Source organism: Peribacillus sp. TH27 (assembly GCF_016650915.1).
GTDB classification, from domain to species: Bacteria; Bacillota; Bacilli; order Bacillales; family DSM-1321; genus Peribacillus; species Peribacillus butanolivorans.
This window is the reverse complement of sequence record NZ_JAEKEV010000002.1, coordinates 5,187,676-5,207,533: the sequence shown is the minus strand read 5'-3', so window position 1 is coordinate 5,207,533 and position 19,858 is coordinate 5,187,676. Positions and strand designations below refer to the sequence as shown.

16 protein-coding genes, 1 other RNA gene and 1 riboswitch are annotated in these 19,858 nt (G+C 37.4%); of the genes, 3 read left to right on the top strand and 14 right to left on the bottom strand.

Features of this window, described 5'->3' with window-relative positions; translation table 11 throughout:
* Nucleotides 1–8: 8 nt before the first annotated feature.
* From JFU24_RS26530 to JFU24_RS26505, 6 genes are all read right to left on the bottom strand, one after another.
* On the bottom strand, nt 9–3,719 hold the full coding sequence (locus JFU24_RS26530) for a dynamin family protein (protein ID WP_201223813.1): 3,711 nt from the start codon (nt 3,717–3,719) through the stop codon (nt 9–11).
* A gap of 206 nt (nt 3,720–3,925) precedes the next feature.
* Nucleotides 3,926–4,084 carry a hypothetical protein gene (locus JFU24_RS26525; RefSeq protein WP_157443918.1) on the bottom strand — a complete coding sequence of 53 codons (159 nt, stop codon included), beginning with the start codon at nt 4,082–4,084 and terminating at the stop codon, nt 3,926–3,928.
* Between the two features lie 142 nt (nt 4,085–4,226).
* Complete coding sequence (locus JFU24_RS26520) at nt 4,227–4,757, bottom strand: isoprenylcysteine carboxyl methyltransferase family protein (RefSeq protein WP_098176868.1); 531 nt, start codon at nt 4,755–4,757, stop codon at nt 4,227–4,229.
* Nucleotides 4,757–5,845 carry a type III polyketide synthase gene (locus tag JFU24_RS26515; RefSeq protein ID WP_201250716.1) on the bottom strand — a complete coding sequence of 363 codons (1,089 nt, stop codon included), beginning with the start codon at nt 5,843–5,845 and terminating at the stop codon, nt 4,757–4,759. The genes JFU24_RS26520 and JFU24_RS26515 overlap by 1 nt, the downstream gene beginning before the upstream one ends.
* 944 nt (nt 5,846–6,789) lie before the next feature.
* Entirely contained in the window at nt 6,790–8,103 is a 1,314-nt protein-coding gene (locus JFU24_RS26510) for a nucleobase:cation symporter-2 family protein (RefSeq protein WP_201185598.1), read from the bottom strand.
* A complete protein-coding gene (locus tag JFU24_RS26505; protein WP_201185600.1) occupies nt 8,096–8,695 on the bottom strand; it encodes a xanthine phosphoribosyltransferase in 600 nt (199 codons plus the stop codon). The genes JFU24_RS26510 and JFU24_RS26505 overlap by 8 nt, the downstream gene beginning before the upstream one ends.
* Before the next feature lie 162 nt (nt 8,696–8,857).
* Nucleotides 8,858–8,959: riboswitch (purine riboswitch) on the bottom strand.
* 373 nt (nt 8,960–9,332) lie between these two features.
* On the opposite strand from JFU24_RS26505, the gene JFU24_RS26500 reads away from it, so the two are divergent.
* The 3 genes from JFU24_RS26500 to JFU24_RS26490 are packed head-to-tail and all read left to right on the top strand — an operon-like array spanning nt 9,333 to nt 11,627.
* Nucleotides 9,333–9,479 (top strand): hypothetical protein, encoded by a 147-nt coding sequence (locus JFU24_RS26500; protein WP_056524949.1) that lies wholly within the window; start codon nt 9,333–9,335, stop codon nt 9,477–9,479.
* A 16-nt stretch (nt 9,480–9,495) separates the two neighbouring features.
* Nucleotides 9,496–9,975 carry a cytochrome c oxidase subunit II gene (locus JFU24_RS26495; RefSeq protein ID WP_056524952.1) on the top strand — a complete coding sequence of 160 codons (480 nt, stop codon included), beginning with the start codon at nt 9,496–9,498 and terminating at the stop codon, nt 9,973–9,975.
* Nucleotides 9,972–11,627, top strand: coding sequence for a b(o/a)3-type cytochrome-c oxidase subunit 1 (locus tag JFU24_RS26490; protein ID WP_201250715.1), 1,656 nt, complete (start codon nt 9,972–9,974; stop codon nt 11,625–11,627). The genes JFU24_RS26495 and JFU24_RS26490 overlap by 4 nt, the downstream gene beginning before the upstream one ends.
* A 56-nt stretch (nt 11,628–11,683) precedes the next feature.
* Here the strand turns inward: JFU24_RS26490 and JFU24_RS26485 are convergent, their stop codons facing one another.
* The 8 genes from JFU24_RS26485 to JFU24_RS26450 form a co-directional block, all read right to left on the bottom strand.
* On the bottom strand, nt 11,684–13,198 hold the full coding sequence (locus JFU24_RS26485) for a carboxypeptidase M32 (RefSeq protein WP_201250714.1): 1,515 nt from the start codon (nt 13,196–13,198) through the stop codon (nt 11,684–11,686).
* Between the two features lie 129 nt (nt 13,199–13,327).
* Nucleotides 13,328–15,244: an ATP-dependent DNA helicase gene (locus JFU24_RS26480; RefSeq protein ID WP_397443364.1), complete on the bottom strand. Its 1,917-nt coding sequence runs from the start codon at nt 15,242–15,244 to the stop codon at nt 13,328–13,330.
* 233 nt (nt 15,245–15,477) lie between these two features.
* On the bottom strand, nt 15,478–15,678 hold the full coding sequence (locus JFU24_RS26475) for a cold-shock protein (protein ID WP_034307871.1): 201 nt from the start codon (nt 15,676–15,678) through the stop codon (nt 15,478–15,480).
* 193 nt (nt 15,679–15,871) lie between these two features.
* Entirely contained in the window at nt 15,872–17,020 is a 1,149-nt protein-coding gene (locus JFU24_RS26470) for a THUMP domain-containing class I SAM-dependent RNA methyltransferase (RefSeq protein WP_056524964.1), read from the bottom strand.
* A 12-nt stretch (nt 17,021–17,032) separates the two neighbouring features.
* The gene (locus JFU24_RS26465) at nt 17,033–17,392 is read right to left on the bottom strand and encodes an EAL domain-containing protein (protein WP_274608149.1); all 360 of its coding nucleotides are present in this window, start codon (nt 17,390–17,392) and stop codon (nt 17,033–17,035) included.
* A gap of 875 nt (nt 17,393–18,267) precedes the next feature.
* An RNA gene (rnpB, locus tag JFU24_RS26460) (RNase P RNA component class B) lies at nt 18,268–18,658 on the bottom strand.
* Nucleotides 18,659–18,730: 72 nt separating this feature from the next.
* Complete coding sequence (gene gpsB / locus JFU24_RS26455) at nt 18,731–19,042, bottom strand: cell division regulator GpsB (protein ID WP_053346734.1); 312 nt, start codon at nt 19,040–19,042, stop codon at nt 18,731–18,733.
* Nucleotides 19,043–19,247: 205 nt separating this feature from the next.
* On the bottom strand, nt 19,248–19,799 hold the full coding sequence (locus JFU24_RS26450; protein ID WP_201185606.1) for a DUF1273 domain-containing protein: 552 nt from the start codon (nt 19,797–19,799) through the stop codon (nt 19,248–19,250).
* Between the last annotated feature and the right edge of the window lie 59 nt (nt 19,800–19,858).

Here is a 19,858-nt window from a genome sequence, read left to right as displayed (position 1 = left end):
CGTTTCTATTACAAATGCATTTTTTCCAATTCAATTACAGCCTTTTCATAATACGGTAAATCAACCTTTTCTTCTAAGGCTGCACGTAAGCCTGCGAAAATATCCGATATTTCCGTTTTATATTCTTTTTGAATGGAAAGTAACTCTTGATCAAGAATTTTCGTATACATTTCGAATATTCTCCCACCTTGCTCTTTTACATATATAAGGGCAGGTTCATCCAAACGCTGCTGAAGTCCCTCGCTCATTTTCACTTTCTCATTTTTTTCAAAGAAAGCCTTTGGATTTTTAAACAACGCCAATTCTTTTTTGAATTCACTCGTGTCTAATTGGACAAAAGCACCCGAAAATTCAAGGGAATCCCTCTCATTTGGTTCATATGGCTGTAACGAAAGAGTCTTTCTTACTTTCTGTATCTGCTGAAGCAATCCGACTTGTTTCTCATTCAATAATTTATTAACGAACATTTCAGTCCTTAACGCCGTAGCACGCATTTCCTGTGCAAGGTCAAAGCCTAGTGCTTCTAATAAATTTTTTAATGCTTGTTTAAGGACCAGCTTCAAATCCTGCCCATCGTCTTTAATGACAGCCGGATTAAAAGATTCCTTGAAGAAATCATTAAACCGGAAAAATACGCGTTGTTTACTATAGAAAGTCAATTCATCAATCTCTTTTTTCAAACGTTGTTTTTCGGCGTCCCCTTTAATGACTTCCAGAAGACCAGAAATAGACTGTGCCTCAAGAGCGAGAGTCTCGAGCGCTTTTTGTTTCGCTTTTTCATCCTGCTTGGACGCTGTTATAACATCTCGAAGCAGTTCTTCTGTTCTTTTTACAGCAGCTTGCGCTGATTCAATTGCCAGTCCTGTTAAGTCGTTCTCGATGAAAGAATCAAATTGTAATTGGAATTCCGAAATTCCACTATTAGGAAGGAAAGAGTGTATAAATGAACCTGGAATTTGTTTTTCTATTAATGCTCCCTTACTTGTTAGCGGGAACAGCTTTGGAAAACGGATTCCGAATCCATTTAATTGATCTTTCACATAATCCATAACTTCGTCCAGTTCGTCAGTAGTTTGAGCAAGATCGACCGCATTGACAATAAAGAACATCTTATCCATAGCAAAGGAATCTTTCACTCGCCCAAGTTGGATTAGGAACTCCCGATCTGCCCGAGAGAATGGGTGATTATAATAGGTCACAAAAAGAATGGCATCAGAATTCTTAATATATTCGAAAGCAGCACCAGTATGCCGAGCATTTATTGAATCCGCTCCAGGAGTGTCAACAAGTACCATTCCCTGCTTTGTCATTTCACAGTCATAACGCAATTCAATCAAATCAACGAGACACGATTTGGACTCTTCAGCAGCAAAACGTTTAAACCCTTCAAGGTCCACTGTAATGACATTTCCTAAATCACTTTTGTGAGGAGGCAATCCTTGATAAAAAGCCCTTAGGAAAGATAGATGCGTTTTCCCTTTATCCACTTCCCCTGCGGTTTCAATGATCTGTCCAGCAAGATGGTGAGCCTCATCGAGTGATTTTGCTGTCTTACCAAAAGCAACTAAAGCTAAGGTTACATCTTCTAGCAGCATAGCTTCGGTTTTTAATTTAACTGTTGCCGTACCATGTGGATGCTCAGCGTCAGATGACATGATTTTGTTAATGGCAGCAGTAGTAGGATTTGGCGAAACAGGAAGAACGCTTTCTCCCATTAACGCATTTGCAAATGAAGATTTGCCTGCACTAAATGCACCGAATAGCGCAACCGTGAAAGTCTGCTTTTCTAGTCGGTTTGCCTTATCTGTTAATTCTTTATAAAGTGATTGAAAACCTTTCAAAGGTTGAATTAGTTTGGCTGCCTGCTGTAAATTTGATGCAGTCTCCATTAACTTTTCCTTCCCTCGTAAATCTATCGTATTAGATAATGGAACGCCTACAGTTGATTCTGCTGCCTTAGTTTCGATTTCAAGATCCGCCACATGTAGTTCGTTAGCCTGCTTAACCCTATTGTCATCATTCGTGTTCATAATTTTGACTGTAATATTTTTTTCTTCTTCATCCCATTCAGTCAAAAGTGTCTCGACATAACGCTCATCCATTAGCGATACCGTTTGATTAGCAATACCCTCTAATTGTTCTGTTTGGGACTCGATTTCTGCATTCATCGCTGCGGTAACTTTGAGGGCTTCCGCAAATTCAGCAAAACCTTCAAGTTCATTATCGATGGATATCGTCTGTTGCTCCACTATACCCTGCATGACAGCAATCATGCTGTGCAAAAATTCTTCAGCTTCATCACGTGACTTTTTTTTGATAGCAGAGGCCAAATCATTTGTATAGTTTAAAACGTATTCACCTGTAATATTGACTTGGGGCTTTAAAGAATTTTTTATGTAAGCTTCTGTCACCTCGATGTGCAGGGCCTGAGCCTTACTTTCAAGCGTTGAGTCATGGACTTCAGCTTCAGTAAGGGTTTTAACCGCTAACTCTTTAAGATGCCATTCAAGCTGGGTTTTGACCTTCTCTTGTAAATCTGCCAAGAATACGTTTAGACGCTCCTCGCGCTCGGCCTCCGTTTTTTTCTTGGCAAATAATAGCCCCATTTTAAAATCGGGTTGTGCTGATTCCAAGAATGATTTACCTAGGTCCCGTGTAGCCGCCGGCATGATGTAAGCACTTTTCAAAATGGTTTCTAAATCTTTGGCAAATTGCACTTTCACATTCTCTAAACGTTCTGTTAATGATTTTTTTCCCTTTATAAGGCTGTCCACTTTATTCGTTAGGTCGATTCGCTCTTCATATGGAAGTTCTGATAAAACTTCAAATTCACTGGCATGATCCTCTTCATACTGTTCCTTCAGCCAAATAAGGTGTCTTTCGATTAGGGCCTTTGCCGATTGCATTATGGCATCTTTCCCATCATTTTGACCTTTCTCTGCCATTTCATATATAAATTGACGAACGGTTTCGATTTCATTCTCACTATTGTTCAAGTCTCTGACTGATGTATAAAATATTCCATCAGGGTATACATTCCAGTTTGCAAATGCTTCAGAAACAGATAATTTAAAGTCTTGGAAGCTGAGCTCATTTTCATCATGTTTATCAATCATATTGATAATTAAATATGTTGGTTTTTCCGCTTCTAACAATTCTTTAGTAAAAAGAAAGTTCACTTCTGATTGAACATGATTATAATCCATTACATAGAAGACTACATCAGCAAGATGCAAGGCCGATTCAGTAGAAACTCTATGTGCATCATCTGTCGAATCAATCCCTGGCGTATCCATGATTGCACATGACTCTGGCAGTGAAAACTGATTGGAGCTTATTGTTATTGCCGATACTGAATCACCATCTTTAGCAAATTTCTTTACCTCTTTAAAATCATAAGGGGCGGGAAATACGACCGGTGCCTGATGATGATAAAAGACTTTGGCATAGTCCTCCCCTTTTTGAACCTTAACCGTATTGGCACTCGTTGGAATCGGACTTGAAGGCAATACTTGATCATCTAGGAAGAAGTTAATCATGCTTGATTTCCCTGCTGAAAAATGCCCGCAAAAAGCAATGATAAATTCCTCATTTTTCACTTTCATGATTAGCTGTTTCAGTTTATCAGCATTGCTTGTATCTCCTGCTGATTGAAATTTCTCATACATGGCAGTCAAAATCCCCAATTTAGACTGTTGCTTTAATGTTTCTTGAATCATGAATCCATACCCCTTAATCTATCGTCATTTTAATAATCTTATTGTAAACGATTTCGATTGTTATTCATACCGAAAGCTTTTAGTTTTACTATATGAATTCTTACAAAACGTGTTCAGAAAACAAAAAAATCCACCGATTGGTGGCTTCCACTTTGTTTGTTACATCTTCGTAATTACTTTCTAATTGCATAAAAAAACCAGGTAATTTACCTGGTTGTAGGAGATGGGTTATATGTAGCTCGGTTTTCAATTGTTGACTCCGTATAAGCTTTTACTGCCTTTGCCGGTTTTTGAATATTACTTAATACATGTTTCATCACAAAACTATATGTAGCGATTGTCAATAAAATGAATAACCAGACCATTACGAACACCATCCTCTTTTATATTGGGTAGCTTTTAAGTTTCAAAAATATTTATCAGTAAGTGAATGAGAATAATTTTCATCTTCAATTAGAATCTTATCACGAACGATAATCATTTTCAATAAGAAAAATGAAACTTTTATTATTTTTGCTTAAAAACTGTAGAATATTCTGTGTGTGTTTTTAAAGCCTTCTCTTCCAAGGGGATTCTCACCGCCATCATCCAAGCGTTCAACAAACTAAAAATAATAGCTGTATAATAAGCATTGAATAATAAGGAAATGACGATAATCTCCGTTGCAACAATGAGATAGTTAGGATGTTTGAAGTATTTATAAGGGCCTTTAACTACAACTTCGGCATTTGGCACCACAATGATTTTCGTATTCCAATGTTTTCCTAGTGAACTGATTACCCAAACCCTGCCTGACTGAGCAATGAGAAAAAGAGTCAGCCAGATCGGCCAAAGCGTAGCAATTTTCCTTTCATAGACCATTACCTCGATAGTGAGTACAATAAAAAAACTCAGGTGCATCAGAACCATCCACCGATAATGGGACTCACCGAACTCAACAGCCCCCTCCATTTTCAACTGCTTTTCGTTTTGTTTTGCAATATATAATTCAACAAGACGCTGAATAGCAATCAGCGCAATAAAAATGGTGAAAATCATCAATTCCACCTCATTAACACTAGTTCTGAAGAAAACCCTGGCCCCAATGCAGCTGCCAAGCCATATTCACCTATATTCCCGCCACGAATCATGAATCTTTCTAGTACATACAAAATCGTAGCCGAAGACATATTTCCAAACTCCCTCAATATACCCATTGACTCTGCTGTCATGCTTTCATTAAATCCCAGAGCTTCGTGATAGGCATCGATTACTTTTTTTCCGCCTGGATGCGCTATAAAATCTTTCACATCCCCCAGCATCAATCCATTCTCCACTAAAAAAGATTCCACGTTAGGTTTAAGCCAATCTTTGATAATGGTTGGAATATCTTTTGAAAAAACCACGTACAACCCCTGATCTTTAACTTCCCACCCCATTACATCCAACGAATTTGGCATAAGCGTTGATTGTGAATCTAAAAATTTTAAATGCTGATCTTTTTTCGAGAACTTTTCAGCTGACACTTCATCACCACAAATTAAAACGCAGCTAATTCCATCAGAAAATAAGGATGTTCCAATTAAATTGCTCTTGGAAATATCGTTTCTTTGAAAGGTTAAGCTACACAATTCCACACTTAATACTATGACCTTTGCTTTCGGATATGCTTTACAATATTCAAAAGCACGCGATAGCCCACTCGCTCCCCCCGCACATCCTAGCCCCCATATGGGAATTCTTTTTGTATGTGGGTTAAAAGGTAGTTCATTCATTATTCTTGCATCAATGGTAGGAGTAGCCATCCCTGTACTTGATATATAAAAGAAGGCATCAAGCTCACTTGGCTGCAGTTTATCTTTTAAAAATTCAGTGTTAGCTAAACATTTTTCAATTGCTTCTTTACCAAACTCGACTGCTTGTTTAATATATATATCATTCCTTTCCGCAAACGTATGTTCCTCTTTGAACCAATCAAGATCATTTGAAAAATAACGATTTTCGACTTGGCCATTTTTAAATGCCCGCAATAATCGTTCAATATTCTTAAAAGAGGAACCAAAGATTTCCCTGGAAAATTCCATGATCTTTTCCTGTGAAAGTAAATAAGGAAGTTTTATATGAGATGCGGATAATAAATATGGCATGAACCCACCCCTTAATATACATGATATGGTTAATATACCCACAATAACCCATTTAATGCTTTAACGATAAATAGTGATATATATATGTTTTTTATAAATATTTTGTTTTTTTCATTTTATTAAGTAGGTAAAAAAACCTATATCTTTGATAAGATATTCAAAAGCCTTCTCTTTTTTCTAATCAGTCTTCGAACAGGAAACCATCAGCGTGCTAATTGGCATGACAGTTGATTTCCGAGGAAGATTTTTCATTGAGGAACTAGTGGATGCATGAGGAAAATAGTCGAGCCATGTTTGGTATCCCTCTAGAAGGAGAAATGCTTGACTCATTTGCGCAGAACTTGGCAATATGCTAGCTGTTATTATAGCAACATCCTTAACAGTGGATGAGACCATTATGGATATTACCCCTCCAACTGTTTTTGTCGGTCAAATATACGGCTTTAATCAAGTAATCATTTTCCTGATTATACTGAATGGGCCCATAAGATTCATATTATCTTGATGATTGAATTGTAGTTTTTAAATCATAAAACCCCCCTTACCTTCACAAGCGGTAAGGGGGGCCTTCATTCTTCCTTCTTTATTGAGGATTGGTTTTGTACTTGTATAATGATATTTTGAAATTCCTCTTTTCCGCACACACGGCATCTAAATTCCTGATTTAATATAGTTCGACAATGAATACAATATTTTTTTTCCATCTCTATCACTTACTTTCTTGTATAGATACTATCAATATATTCAAAAAGTGAAGAGAGTTTCCTTTTATCTGTTAAATCTTTTTTTCATTATAATTAGAATTCTCTGGAGGGCTTTCTTTCAATCCGGTAATGATTTAATAACCAATCAGAATAAAAAAATACTGCCTCAAACGCAAAAATATCTGTGCGTTTGAGGCAGTTTACTCTAAGGTATAAATCTATCAGCTTTTTCGAAACTATTTAGGCTACTTTCCGTCCTTCGATACGTGCTTCTTTCACTTTCCCGTTTGCAGGGACGATATTGAAAACAATATTCAAGAAAATAGCGGTCAAACTTCCTGCCACAATTCCGTTATCCGTTAAAATTTGGATACTTTCTGGAATTTGAGCAAATAGCTCAGGAACAACCGTTACCCCAAGTCCCATACCTACTGAACAGGCGATAATCAATAAATTTTCTTGGGAAGCAAAGTCTACTTTGCTTAACATTTTAATTCCTGCTGCAATAACCATTCCGAACATGGCTACCATCGCTCCGCCTAAAACGGATGAAGGAATAATGGTCGTGAACGCACCTATTTTAGGAACAAATCCGATCAAAATAAGCATACCTGCTGCTGTATAAATAACATTTCTTGTCTTAATACCGGACAATTGTATCAGACCGACATTCTGTGAAAATGCCGTATAAGGAAATGCATTAAACAACCCACCCAACATGATCGCAATCCCCTCAGAACGATATCCACGTGCTAGATCATCTTCTGAAATCTCTTTATCTGTAATTTCCCCTAATGCATAATAAACACCTGTTGATTCCACTAAGCTAACTATTGCCACCAATGTCATTGTAATAATAGCTGTAATGTTAAATGTCGGAGTTCCAAAGTAGAAAAAATGAGGTAAATGCAACCAAGATGCACTTGCTACTGAGCTAAAATCCACTTTCCCCAGGAAGAAAGCTACAAATGTTCCGACTAGTAAACCTAATAAAATAGAAATAGAACGTACAAATCCCGTTGAGAATTTATACATAAAAATGATAAATAGCAATGTTCCAAAACCAAGACCCACATTATTCAAGGCACCGAAATCAGCTGCACCTTGGCCGCCCCCCAGATTGTTAATCGCAACTGGAATAAGCGTGATTCCGATAATCATAACTACTGATCCTGTAACAACAGGAGGGAAAAATCTTGCCAACTTACCAAAAAACTTACTTATTATAACCACAATCAATCCTGAGACCAAAATGGCTCCATAAATGGTAGTGACTCCATATTGGGTACCAACCGCAATCATTGGGCTAACTGCTGTGAATGTGCAGCCAAGAACGACTGGCAGCCCAATTCCAAAGAATTTATTTTTCCACACTTGTAATAAGGTTGCTATACCACACATTAAAATATCAATCGATACTAAATAAGTTAACTGCGCTGCCGTTAAACCCAACGCCCCACCGACTATCAGGGGAACAACAATCGCACCTGCATACATCGCAAGTACATGTTGTAATCCTAAAGAAGCAACTTTTATTGGTGATTGGTTAGACATTTACTGTTGCCCCTTCCTGTTCCTCAGCGAATGTTATCTCGCCGAATTTCAACTTTGCGATTCGAGCTAGAGATTCCACTTGGAAGCCTTGTTCTCTGAGATCCTTTCCACCACTTTGGAAAGCTTTCTCAATTACAATCCCGATTCCGGCCACTTCTGCTCCAACTTGGTCACAAATATCCGCCAAACCTCGGGCTGCTTGACCAACTGCAAGAAAGTCATCGATGATCAATACCTTATCACCTGCTTCAATATATTTATTGGACACCGTGATTGTATTCGTTTCTTGCTTAGTAAAGGAATGAACAGATGCTGTCACTAAACCTTCAGTCAAAGTCAGTGATTTACGTTTACGTGCAAAAATTAGCGGAACTTCTAATTCTAAGGCCGCCATCAGTCCAGGTCCAATCCCTGAAGATTCAATCGTTAGTACTTTTGTTATTTCCTTATGTTCAAAACGTTTCACAAATTCCTTACCGATTTCTTTCATCAGGATAGGATCCATTTGGTGGTTTAAGAATGAATCTACTTTTAAAATATCTTCTGATAAAGCTTGACCCTCGGACAAGATTTTTTCCTTTAAAAGTTGCATGAAGGTTCCTCCCAATCTTGGATGTTTATTTAACCCATAGTCATGCAGATGTTTCCCGACAAATAAAAAGCCCAAGAAACATTGCAGCACTTTTTTTAGAGTGAGGCAATATTTCTTGGGCATAAATGAAAAAGGACTCAACAAAACCCTTTTATTGTGCGACAAGATCTATTACTCACCCATAGTCGAATTATTTACGGTAATTCGGTAGAAACTTGCAGGCCATATCCCTGCTATTATACGAGTGAAACTTTATATTTTTGTAATATATGAATTATAACAACGCTTTCTCTATTTGAAAAGGTATTTTTAACAAAAACCGAACTTTCACTTTAAATAACAAATGATCATTCGTATTTTTAGAAAATTTAGAAATTGACTGATCGTTTCATAGGATTTTTTCCTACCATCTATGTGTGAAAAAATCCAGACTATATAATCTTCACAATTTTTTCACAACTTGATACACATCAAAAGCAAATTTTTATACTTACTTCAACTTTACACTATATCGAACTTATAAAAGTAACGATTGAACAATTTGTGAAAAGAGAAAAAGTGGATTCTAACTTACCACTACTTTTGTATGATGAACATGTACTCATGTATTTTTGGGAATTAGAAAGGAGTGAAAACGATGGCCGCACCTAAACTTAAGAACAAATCACAAATAAAAGAGACTTCTAATTTAAAAGGTACACTTGCTTCTGTTTTAATACTAGGAATTATTCTAATTATTGTATGGGTCAGCATCTATTTTATTTTTGTAAATCGTTTAGGTTAATTGAGGAGGAGAAATAATGCACATGCACAAGTTTGAAAAGGTTTGGTTGATTTTCGGTACAGTAGCCCTGCTAGTTTTCTTGACAGTGCTTGGGGTTAGTGCTTTCTATCTAGGGAATCAACCTCCCAGCTGTTTAGTTACAATTGATCCTGAAAAAGTGGAGGTCACTGCTCCATTTAATGCCCCTGGCTTACATGAGGTCACAGGAAAAGATTGGGACTATGAATTAGTGTTTGTAGCTTCTGCCTTTTCGTATAGTCCTGCAAAAGTGGAGATCCCTAAAGGTTCAACTGTCAAGGTTATCGCAACATCAAAAGATGTTATCCATGGCTTTGAGATAGCTGGGACTAACGTTAATATGATGCTTGAACCTGGATTCGTCAGTGAATATACCACTAGATTTAATAATGAAGGAGAAAATTTGATTATTTGCAATGAATATTGCGGGGTTGGTCACCACATGATGAGCTCCCGTATCGAGGTGGTTTCAAAATGAAAAAAACGGCTGAAAATGAAAAAGTTCACCCACTGGATGCAAAACTATCCATGGCTCATTTCTATGTAGCCATTATTGCTTTAGCACTTGGAGGATTTGCAGGATTACTTCAAACTTTGGTTCGCTCAGGCAGAATGGAATTACCTGCCGGTATAACGTATTATCAATTACTTACGGTTCACGGAGTTTTACTTGCTCTGGTGCTAACAACTTTCTTTATCATAGGATTTCAGCTATCAGCAGTTAGTAAAACAATCGGTCCATTGTCCACCCCTTCCAGAATTGCAGGCTGGATTGGTTTTTGGACAATGACACTCGGCACTGTTATGGCCGCTGTTATGGTTTTATTAAATGAAGCATCTGTCCTTTATACTTTTTATGCACCTCTTCAAGCGCATCCTATTTTCTATGGTGGCTTAACACTTGTGATCGTTGGCAGCTGGATTAGTGGTGGAGCCCTTATAGCGGCATACCGCAAGTGGAAGAAAAACAATCGCGGCCAAGCAAGCCCCTTATTAAGTTTTATGGCTGTTGTAAATACTCTACTTTGGATTGTTGCTACTATCGGAGTGGCAGCTACCGTGTTATTTCAAATTCTCCCATGGTCATTAGGCTGGGTGGATTCTATTAACGTTTTAGCAAGCCGAACTTTATTTTGGTATTTCGGGCATCCGCTCGTATATTTTTGGTTGCTACCAGCTTATATGTGCTGGTATGTAGTGATTCCTAAAGTCATTGGCGGGAAAATTTTTTCAGATTCATTGGCTCGAATGTCTTTTATTCTTTTCCTGCTTTTCTCTATCCCTGTTGGACTTCATCACCAATTGCTAGAACCCGGTATCGATCCTGCCTGGAAGTTTTTACAAGTGATTTTAACCTTCTTGGTCGTTGTTCCATCTTTAATGACGGCCTTTTCTTTATTCGGATCTTTTGAACAATACGGACGTTCTCAGGGTGCCCAAGGGATATTCGGTTGGTTTAAGATGCTACCTTGGGGAGATGCGCGTTTTACCGTTCCTTTTATCGGAATGGCGGCTTTCATACCAGCAGGTGCCGGAGGCTTAGTCAATGCCTCAAACCAATTAAACCAGGTTGTCCATAATACTATTTGGGTTACAGGACATTTTCATTTAACGTTGGCGACTTCCGTAATCCTAACTTTCTTTGGGATTTCATATTGGCTCGTTCCCCATTTAACTGGACGCACCTTAACAAAAAAATTAAATAAATTAGCGATTATTCAAGGGGTCTTTTGGGCAATTGGGATGTCCTTTATGTCTGGGGCCATGCATATCGCTGGATTGCTGGGAGCACCTCGCCGCTCTTCGTACTCCACTTATGGAGATTCCACACAGGCACTTGATTGGATTCCTTATCAAATCGCCCAAGCTGTAGGTGGAACCATACTCTTTATCGGGATTATTTTATATATCATTATTTTTATACAGTTATCCTTCATTGCTCCAAAAGGCAACGAAGAGTTCCCTGTTGGTGAAGTTACTGATAAAGCCGAAAAAACGCCTCTCGTTTTTGAAAATTGGAAATTATGGCTTGGAATAACTGCAGCACTCATTCTCTTTGCGTATACAATTCCGTTTATTGATATTCTCCAAAATGCACCACCGGGATCAAAAGGATTTAAATTATGGTGATCCTACACCATAAAAAAACCTTGGCAGATTTGCCAAGGTTTTTTTATTTGAAGATTTTATTTAATTTTATAAACTTCCTTATACTTACTTTCAAGATAATCTATTAAATACTGCACGTTTAAGCCTTCACCTGTTGTTTCTTTCAAAATCTCAAGCGGCTTTTTTGTTTTTCCGTATTTATGTATCTTTTCATTAAGCCATGTTCTAATTGGAGCAATATCACCGGATGCCAACAAATCATCAAAATCAGGCAAATCTTTAAGCATAGCCTGCTTGATTTGGGCCGCATACATATACCCTAATGCATAGGATGGGAAGTAACCAAAGCTGCCGTCTGACCAGTGTACATCTTGTAGAACGCCCATGGCATCATCTTCAGGTACAATCCCTAAGTATTCCTTGTATTTTTTATTCCAAACCTCCGGTAAATCCTTCACTTCAAGCTCTCCATTAAAAAGTGCTTTCTCCAGTTCATAACGAATCATAATATGTAAAGGATATGTCAGTTCATCAGCTTCAATACGGATGAAGGACGGTTTTGATTCGTTAATGCCACGGTAAAAGTCATCAAGTTTCACATCAGCAAATTGTTCTGGTGCATACTCTTTTAAAAGAGGGTATTTATTTTTCCAGAAACTATAGTTTCGTCCAATAAAATTTTCAAAAAACAATGATTGTGATTCGTGGATTCCCATTGACGTCCCATCATCTAGCAGTGTCCCCGTTAACTCTTCAGCGATATTCTGCTCATAAATAGCATGTCCACATTCATGAATCGTACCAAAAATCGCCCCTCTAAAATCATATTCATCATAGCGGGTCGTCACCCTTACATCACCTCTGTTGATTCCAGTCGCAAAAGGGTGGACTGTTTCATCCAACCTTCCAGCCTTGAAATCGTATCCAAGCTGTTTTAAAACTCGAAGATTGAGTTGATGCTGTTGTTCTTTCGGGAATTCTTTATAAAGGAAAGCAGTTTCAGGTTGATGCTTACTCTCCGCTATTTGTTTTACTAGAGGAACTATACTTGCTCGCAGTTGACTAAATACCTTATCAAGAATGTCAACGGTCATACCTGGTTCATACATATCTAATAGGGTATTATATTTCTGACCCTCATAACCCCAATATTCAACGAATTTACGAGTATAGGCAACAATTTGTTCCAGATAAGGTTGAAATAACGAAAAATCCGCCTTTTCCCTTGCCTCTTCCCAAGCGCTTTCAGATCGGGATTGTAAAATAACGAATTCTTTAAATTCGTCTGCTGGGATTTTCTTATTCCTTTCAAACTCTTTTTTACATTCTTGTACCATTTTATTCGTCGTTTCACTAAGAGAAGCTTCCTCTGTTGTAAGGTCGTCGATGAAGCACTCCATCTCTTTACTTGTGATCATATTGAAAACTTCAGAGGAAAGTACCCCAATAACTTCAGAACGCTGCTCTACTCCCTTTTTGGGTGCACCTGTACGTAAATCCCAATTAATTAATGCGAGGGCTTCATTATAGGCTGAAATTTTCTTCACATATTCTTGAAATTCTTTTTCTATCACATTAGTACCCTTTTTCATATTCACTGCCCCTTCCATCTACACTTTACCATATTATACAAAAAGTTTTCATATCAGAACTACCAGCAGCTTAAAAATAAAATAAGAGCCAAGGGCTGGCTTTGCCCCTTGACTCTCAAAATAGTTTAATTAAAGCGATACAGGAAGAACAGAAATAATTTTCTCTTTCACCTGTTCCGAAAGATCCTTCTCAATCAAAATCTGTACGGTCCCCGAGTCATTGCTGGTACGGATCAAACGTCCAATTCCCTGACGCAAGCGAAGAAGCATATATGGAAGATCCACTTCTTCAAATGCATTAGTAACCGAGTTTCGTTTTGCCTCGAATACTGGATCATGTGGCGGGAATGGAAGTGAGTGAATCACTACATTTTGTAATGAAGCCCCCGGAACATCGAGCCCTTCCCATAAATGATATGAGAACAGAACAGATTGCTCTTCTTCTTGAAACCTTTTAACAAGATCGCTAATCTCCGCTTCACCTTCAAAATAAAAGGGATATGCTGTTTTCTGGCTGTTTTCCTTGAACCATTGCAATTCTTCTTTTGATTGGAATAATACTAGCGTTCTACCTTCATTTTCCTCAATCGTCTTCATTGTATAATTAAGTTTAGCCAATTTGTCTCCATTTTCAAAGACCGGCATATTCATTTTCATGACTTCATCATAATCAAAAGGCGATTCAACAGAGAAGCTATCATACTTATCTATCCCTAAGCTATCTGCAATGTATTGGAACGATTTATTATCAGATAATGTTGCCGAAGAAAAAATGTAAGGGATTTTTTTAGAAAAAACTTGTTCAGACAAAATATCTTGTACAAGCCTTGGCATAATGACCAATGTTTTTGTCATTTCATTTTCTTCAAACCATGATACCGCCTGTTCATCCTTCACAAATAGAGAAAGTGAGTATCCTAGCTGTTCTAAGTATTCTTCTGTCACTTTTAAATCATAGTCATTAATGGTGTACATTTCCGCTTCAAAAACAAGGTTTTCTTCTAACTCTTCAACCTTTTTATGAAGCTTTTGTGCAAAGTTTGTAATTTCTTTGGACATCGGAATTTCATACCGATTAGAACCACTAACATGAATGGCCTTTTCATCAAGCAAATCGAAGAACTCTTCATTAATGTCAATTAAGTCTTCAATGATGTAAAGCGTTTCTTCACGCACCTGGTTGGCTGTTAGCAATTCTAAAACCGAAGCAAGAGTTTGTTCACCAACTTTATACGTTAGTGCCTTTTGAGCAGAAAACTCCAATAAATGGCCTTCATCAAAGACTACACAGCTATGTTCTGGCAATAACGGTAACTGTCCTTCACGCTTACGTTTTTCTTTTGTCCAAACATGCTCCATAAAGAAGTCATGTGAACAAATGATCAAATCACTTGATTTTCGGTAGTGGTCTCGTGAAAGGGTTTGTCCACAACGATGGCGTTTATCACACGTAAAACAGTTTTGAAGCTGATCCCAGCCTACTTTTGACCAGTCTTCATCATTCAAATATGGATATTGTTTACGGTCCCCGTAAGCAGTATAAGCATTCATGGATGAGTTATCATGGACAAACTTGGGAAGTTCATCATATAGCTGATCTATTCCCTCTGAATCTTCATGATTCACTGCATACTCCAATTTCTTAAGGCATACATATTGATCATGATATTTGGCAAGACGTACATCCACTTCAATACCTAATGCGTTCTTAATTTTTTGAATGTCGCCTTCTTCTTTGACAAGCTGTTCAATCAATGTTTCGTCTGCACACGAAATAATTGCCGGTTTATTAGTATATCGGGCATAACAAATGGCATATAGTAAATAGACCAATGTCTTACCAGTCCCTACACCAGCCTCCGCAAAACTTACATTCTTTTCTTTAAAGGCTTTTTCTAATTGAAAAGCCATGAAGATTTGTTCGTCACGCAGCTCAAATCCTTTTTCGGGAAGAATATCGTAAAAAACATCACCGATCCATTCTGAAAGCTTATCGTAAAAAGAATCTTCCTTTGTAACCGAAAAAGGCAGTGTTTTAAGCATCATGGTCTCCCCTTTTATCTATCATCAGTATATAAAATTTCGTAAAATAACTTATCTAGGCAAAAGTATATTATCCTTTATTCTACATTGATAGTCAAGTTATTTACCTTTCTACAAGAAATGAATTTTCCCGTATAAACTGCATCTTCTATGTATGTAAGCAAAGCGGCTCCCTACTCGTAAAATAAAAGACAGGCTCTTCATGAGAGCCTGTCTGTAAGTACTATTTAGTTGAATTAAGCTTTGTTTACGTTTGATGCTTGTGGTCCACGTTGACCTTGTTCTACATCAAATGTAACATCTTGGCCTTCTTCAAGTGTTTTGAAACCTTCGCCTTGGATAGCTGAGAAATGTACGAATACATCGTCTCCACCTTCACGTTCGATGAATCCAAAACCTTTTTCTGCGTTAAACCATTTTACTTTACCTTGTTCCATTTTTGTTGCCTCCTAGTGTGTTCGCCACACATTATATTACTATCCTTGCTCATTGAATATTAAGGTATTCCTTAAATCTGAACAAAAATAATTCATTATTAGAATAACAGAAAAGGAAATGATAAGCAAGACTGGAACCTATTATGAATAAAATGTCCTGACTATTCTAAATTTTCCATTATATTATACCTATTTATTCATTTCTCGGTTGTTTTGGCGGCCGTTTTCCCCAATACTGATAAAGGTCCGCTCGGATGAATCCATTGAACAACTTCCTTTTTTTAGTTGCAGGCTTACCATAAAACTGTTCAAAGTCAGGGTTCGAGGTAATCATGTACACTGACCAAGTATCAAGCTTCTTGAAGGCCTGCCCCATTTCTTTATACATCTGTTCAACAGCTTTTTTCTCCCCTAGACGTTCACCATAGGGTGGGTTCCCCACAATAACACCATATTCTTTCCTGGTCGAGATATCTCTCACTTGCATTTGTTTGAATTCAACAAGATCACCAAGTCCTGCTTCAAAACTATTGGCTTTTGAAATTTCAACCATGCGATGATCAATATCACAACCTGTTATGTCTAAATACTGATCATAATTCGCTAAATCTTCAGCTTCAATTCTCGCTTCATCCCAAACCTTACTGTCCATCCAAGCCCAGCTTTCAGAAACAAATTCCCGGTTAAAACCAGGAGCGATGTTCTGCCCAATCAATGCAGCTTCAATAGGAATAGTTCCAGATCCACAAAATGGGTCAATGAAAGGTTTATCCGGTTTCCAATTAGTCAGCATGATCAATGCAGCCGCCAAAGTTTCTTTAAGGGGCGCTTCCCCTTGCCCTGTGCGATATCCGCGCTTATGAAGTCCTGCACCTGATGTGTCCATAGTAAGTGTCACTACATCTTTTAAGATAGAAACTTCAATTTTAAACAAAGGACCTGTTTCTTCAAACCAAGATACTTGTTTATATTTACTTTTCAATCTATCAACAATCGCCTTTTTAACGATAGCCTGACAATCAGGGACACTGTAAAGCTGCGATTTAACTGATTTACCACTTACAGGGAACTCAACGTCTGCAGATAAGTAATCTTCCCAGTTCAAGGCTTTTGTTTTTTCAAACAGCTCATCAAAAGAATAAGCTTTAAATTCAGCGACTTTAATTTTCACACGGTCTGCACTGCGCAGCCACAAATTAGAGCGAGCAATGGCTGATTGGTCCCCTTTGTACATAATTTTCCCGTTTTCCACTTGACAATCGTAACCAAGATCCCGAACTTCCTTGGCAACAATTGATTCCAATCCCATTGCTGATGTTGCAATAATATCGAATTGTTTCATTTCTTCATGCACCTACTTTCCATTAATCAAAATCGGTTCCCGCATTTTTCCAAATTTTTTTAATTCAGAAACAGGTAGCGGTTTTGACAAGTAAAACTCTTGAATGATATCACACTTTTGCTTTTTCAAAAAGTCTACATGCTTTTTATGTTCAACGACTTCAGCAATGATTTCCAGATTAAGTGTCTTCGACATCGTGATGGTAGCTTTTACAATGAGCAAGTCACCTTTATAATTGACCAACTTTTCATTAAAACTTTGATAAATTTTCATTGTATCAATCGGAAACCATTTAATATAACTTAAGGAAGAATAACCAGTACCAAGATCATTGATAGACAAAATGACCCCCTGTTTTTTAAGAATAACCAATTATTCAACAGAACCCTCTGCATTTGCCATAATTCTGCTATCCAACAGTTTCATTCCTTGCGCAATAGGGGAAATGTTCTTATTTTCAATAAGGACAATACCTTTTTCTAACATTATTCCTGTTAAAATACAAACTAGAAATGTTAATGCTAACCTTGCAATTAGGATACCCAGAAATATGGAATCACTTAACATACTCACATGTTCATTTTATAACCAACTGGCTGATTTAGGTTAACAAGGTCTGTCTCTTTTGGAAAAGAAATGAACTCTCCAAGGTGATATGTATTCCAGTCCAATCACATCTCCTGTTTCCAAGTGAACTTGCGGAAGATAATGTACCTGCAACTCATTTCTTTCAATTGCAGTCAAAATCCAAGTTTAACACAGAAAGGTATTGATTATACCCTTATGAAAGTTATTATTGTTATACTCATGATTTAGAGTTAACATTGCCGTACCCAACAATACGTCTTACTGACCCACTTTTGAAACTGATCTTTTTTCTCGATTGGTAATGTCCAAAAATAGAGCAACGTAATACATCCCGATTCGACTCTTCGGAAATGGGGGAATCTTAACTATAAGGTAAAGAACTCCCCCTTTATGGATAATCACTGGTGAATCACTATACATATCATATTGCTGTATAAAAGTATTAGTAAATTAAAAAAACTCTAGAATACTGACCTGTTCATTTATGTCACTCACATAATCTTCGAATACTTTTACAAAGTCATTTTCACTTCTATGATAAGGTATTTTGCACCTATAGTGTTAAGATATTGAGGGAAATTTAAAATGGATAATTTTTTCACAAACAAAAACTCTCCTTTTAAAAAGGAGAGTTGTGCTTTAAGTGTTATATGGTAACGTTCTGTAAGCCATGTTTTGTTCCTCAGTACTGCAAGCGACTCACGTCTCGTACTTCGGCGGTAATCATCTATCTACAGAAGCATAGCTTCTGTCCTTCTCCTCGTTCAATTCCAAGGAAGAAAGCGCCCCTACCATTAATTTGGGTTTCTCGCTCGTGGGGTTTACCTCGTTCCACCCTTTACATTTCTGTAAAGGCTCCGTCACTGTGGCACTTTTATAGGTATTCATGCCATATCCAAAAGGACTTAGGCATTTTCCCAGCCGTCAGCAATCCAAGACTGCTGCCCAAGCTTATTTTTTCGCCAGGCACGAACACTACGGACATCTCAGTCCGTGCGAGCATGGACTTTCCTCTACTGCAAAAAAATGCAGCAGCAATTACCCAAACGTTAACATAACATTATTGATTATAATACATTATTCAAGAAAACACAATACAAATTATTTTACCTTTTAAAAACATTAATCAAAAAGCTTGTTTCCAAATACGTGCTTTTCCAAGTTGGATAACCGTTTAAGGATATCAAAGTTAGTGGTCCCAGGAGTGGCACCAGGTGCAGGTTGGCTCGGACGTTTTGTACTCTCTTCGGCCTGTTTTTTTAATTTAAGATTTTCTTGTTTAAGATCATCAATTTCCTGATGAAACACTTCATAATCTTTAATGATTAGATCCAGAAATTGATCCACATCCTCAGGTTTATAACCCTTTATGGCTGTTTTAAAATCTTTTTCAAGAATATCTTTAGCCGTTAATTTTATCTTATCGGATAGCATAAGACTTCACCTCAATACTTTCGCCAATACAATCGACTTTTTATTATTTTTTCAAATCTACTTGGGTTTGTCAACGAAACACTTTTTTTATACGTCATACTTTTTTTAGTGCCCGATATGTACTCCCATAAATCTGTATCTAATTTTCATCATAATATGAATATGCTTTTGAAACAACTTTTAGTCCATAATTATTTTTACTGTGCTAATCTTCGGCCCAACTGTCTTCTTCTGCAGCCAGTTGCAGATCATCAAAGCTTATCTGTAAAATAGGGTATAGTTGAGTTTCCGCTTTTTTCATTGCTTCGTAATAAGGATATTGGGCGGATCCTTCTTTTTCGGGATCAAAAATGATTAGCATGGCATCACTTTTATGGACCATATAACGATTTTTAGTTTTCAGCTGTTGTGGTCCTTCATACGGTTTTTTGAAGATGGATTCTATAAAATCAGCACGTGCTAAAATGGAACGGTAATAGTCTTGATTCGTCTCGTTCCATGACTCTTCCTGTTTCAGGAAGGGAGTAAGTACCCCTAATTTAAGCTGGGTATATTCTTCCTGTATCTCGAATACTACTTCTGCACTCCATAGTTCTGTGCCTAACTGGCCTGAAATAATTACCCATTCTAACCCCTCTTCCACCAATGGTAAAAGACGTTGCTTAATTGCTTTTTTTATATATTTTACTGCTTCATGATCATTTTTAAATATTCCCATTTCAAAAGCTTTGTAGCCAGTTATGTACAAAACCTTCATTACTTGGCCAATCTCCCTTTTCACATGATTATGTAAGAAGATAAGGGCTTAAAATAAGC

Bases quoted from the DNA above. Each gene is read 5' to 3' on its own strand.
- JFU24_RS26530 (WP_201223813.1), bottom strand. From the start codon at position 3,719: ATGATTCAAGAAACATTAAAGCAACAGTCTAAATTGGGGATTTTGACT.
- JFU24_RS26525 (WP_157443918.1), bottom strand. From the start codon at position 4,084: ATGGTCTGGTTATTCATTTTATTGACAATCGCTACATATAGTTTTGTG.
- JFU24_RS26520 (WP_098176868.1), bottom strand. From the start codon at position 4,757: ATGATTTTCACCATTTTTATTGCGCTGATTGCTATTCAGCGTCTTGTT.
- JFU24_RS26515 (WP_201250716.1), bottom strand. From the start codon at position 5,845: ATGCCATATTTATTATCCGCATCTCATATAAAACTTCCTTATTTACTT.
- JFU24_RS26510 (WP_201185598.1), bottom strand. From the start codon at position 8,103: ATGTCTAACCAATCACCAATAAAAGTTGCTTCTTTAGGATTACAACAT.
- JFU24_RS26505 (WP_201185600.1), bottom strand. From the start codon at position 8,695: ATGCAACTTTTAAAGGAAAAAATCTTGTCCGAGGGTCAAGCTTTATCA.
- JFU24_RS26500 (WP_056524949.1), top strand. From the start codon at position 9,333: ATGGCCGCACCTAAACTTAAGAACAAATCACAAATAAAAGAGACTTCT.
- JFU24_RS26495 (WP_056524952.1), top strand. From the start codon at position 9,496: ATGCACATGCACAAGTTTGAAAAGGTTTGGTTGATTTTCGGTACAGTA.
- JFU24_RS26490 (WP_201250715.1), top strand. From the start codon at position 9,972: ATGAAAAAAACGGCTGAAAATGAAAAAGTTCACCCACTGGATGCAAAA.
- JFU24_RS26485 (WP_201250714.1), bottom strand. From the start codon at position 13,198: ATGAAAAAGGGTACTAATGTGATAGAAAAAGAATTTCAAGAATATGTG.
- JFU24_RS26480 (WP_397443364.1), bottom strand. From the start codon at position 15,244: ATGATGCTTAAAACACTGCCTTTTTCGGTTACAAAGGAAGATTCTTTT.
- JFU24_RS26475 (WP_034307871.1), bottom strand. From the start codon at position 15,678: ATGGAACAAGGTAAAGTAAAATGGTTTAACGCAGAAAAAGGTTTTGGA.
- JFU24_RS26470 (WP_056524964.1), bottom strand. From the start codon at position 17,020: ATGAAACAATTCGATATTATTGCAACATCAGCAATGGGATTGGAATCA.
- gpsB (WP_053346734.1), bottom strand. From the start codon at position 19,042: ATGCTATCCGATAAGATAAAATTAACGGCTAAAGATATTCTTGAAAAA.
- JFU24_RS26450 (WP_201185606.1), bottom strand. From the start codon at position 19,799: ATGAAGGTTTTGTACATAACTGGCTACAAAGCTTTTGAAATGGGAATA.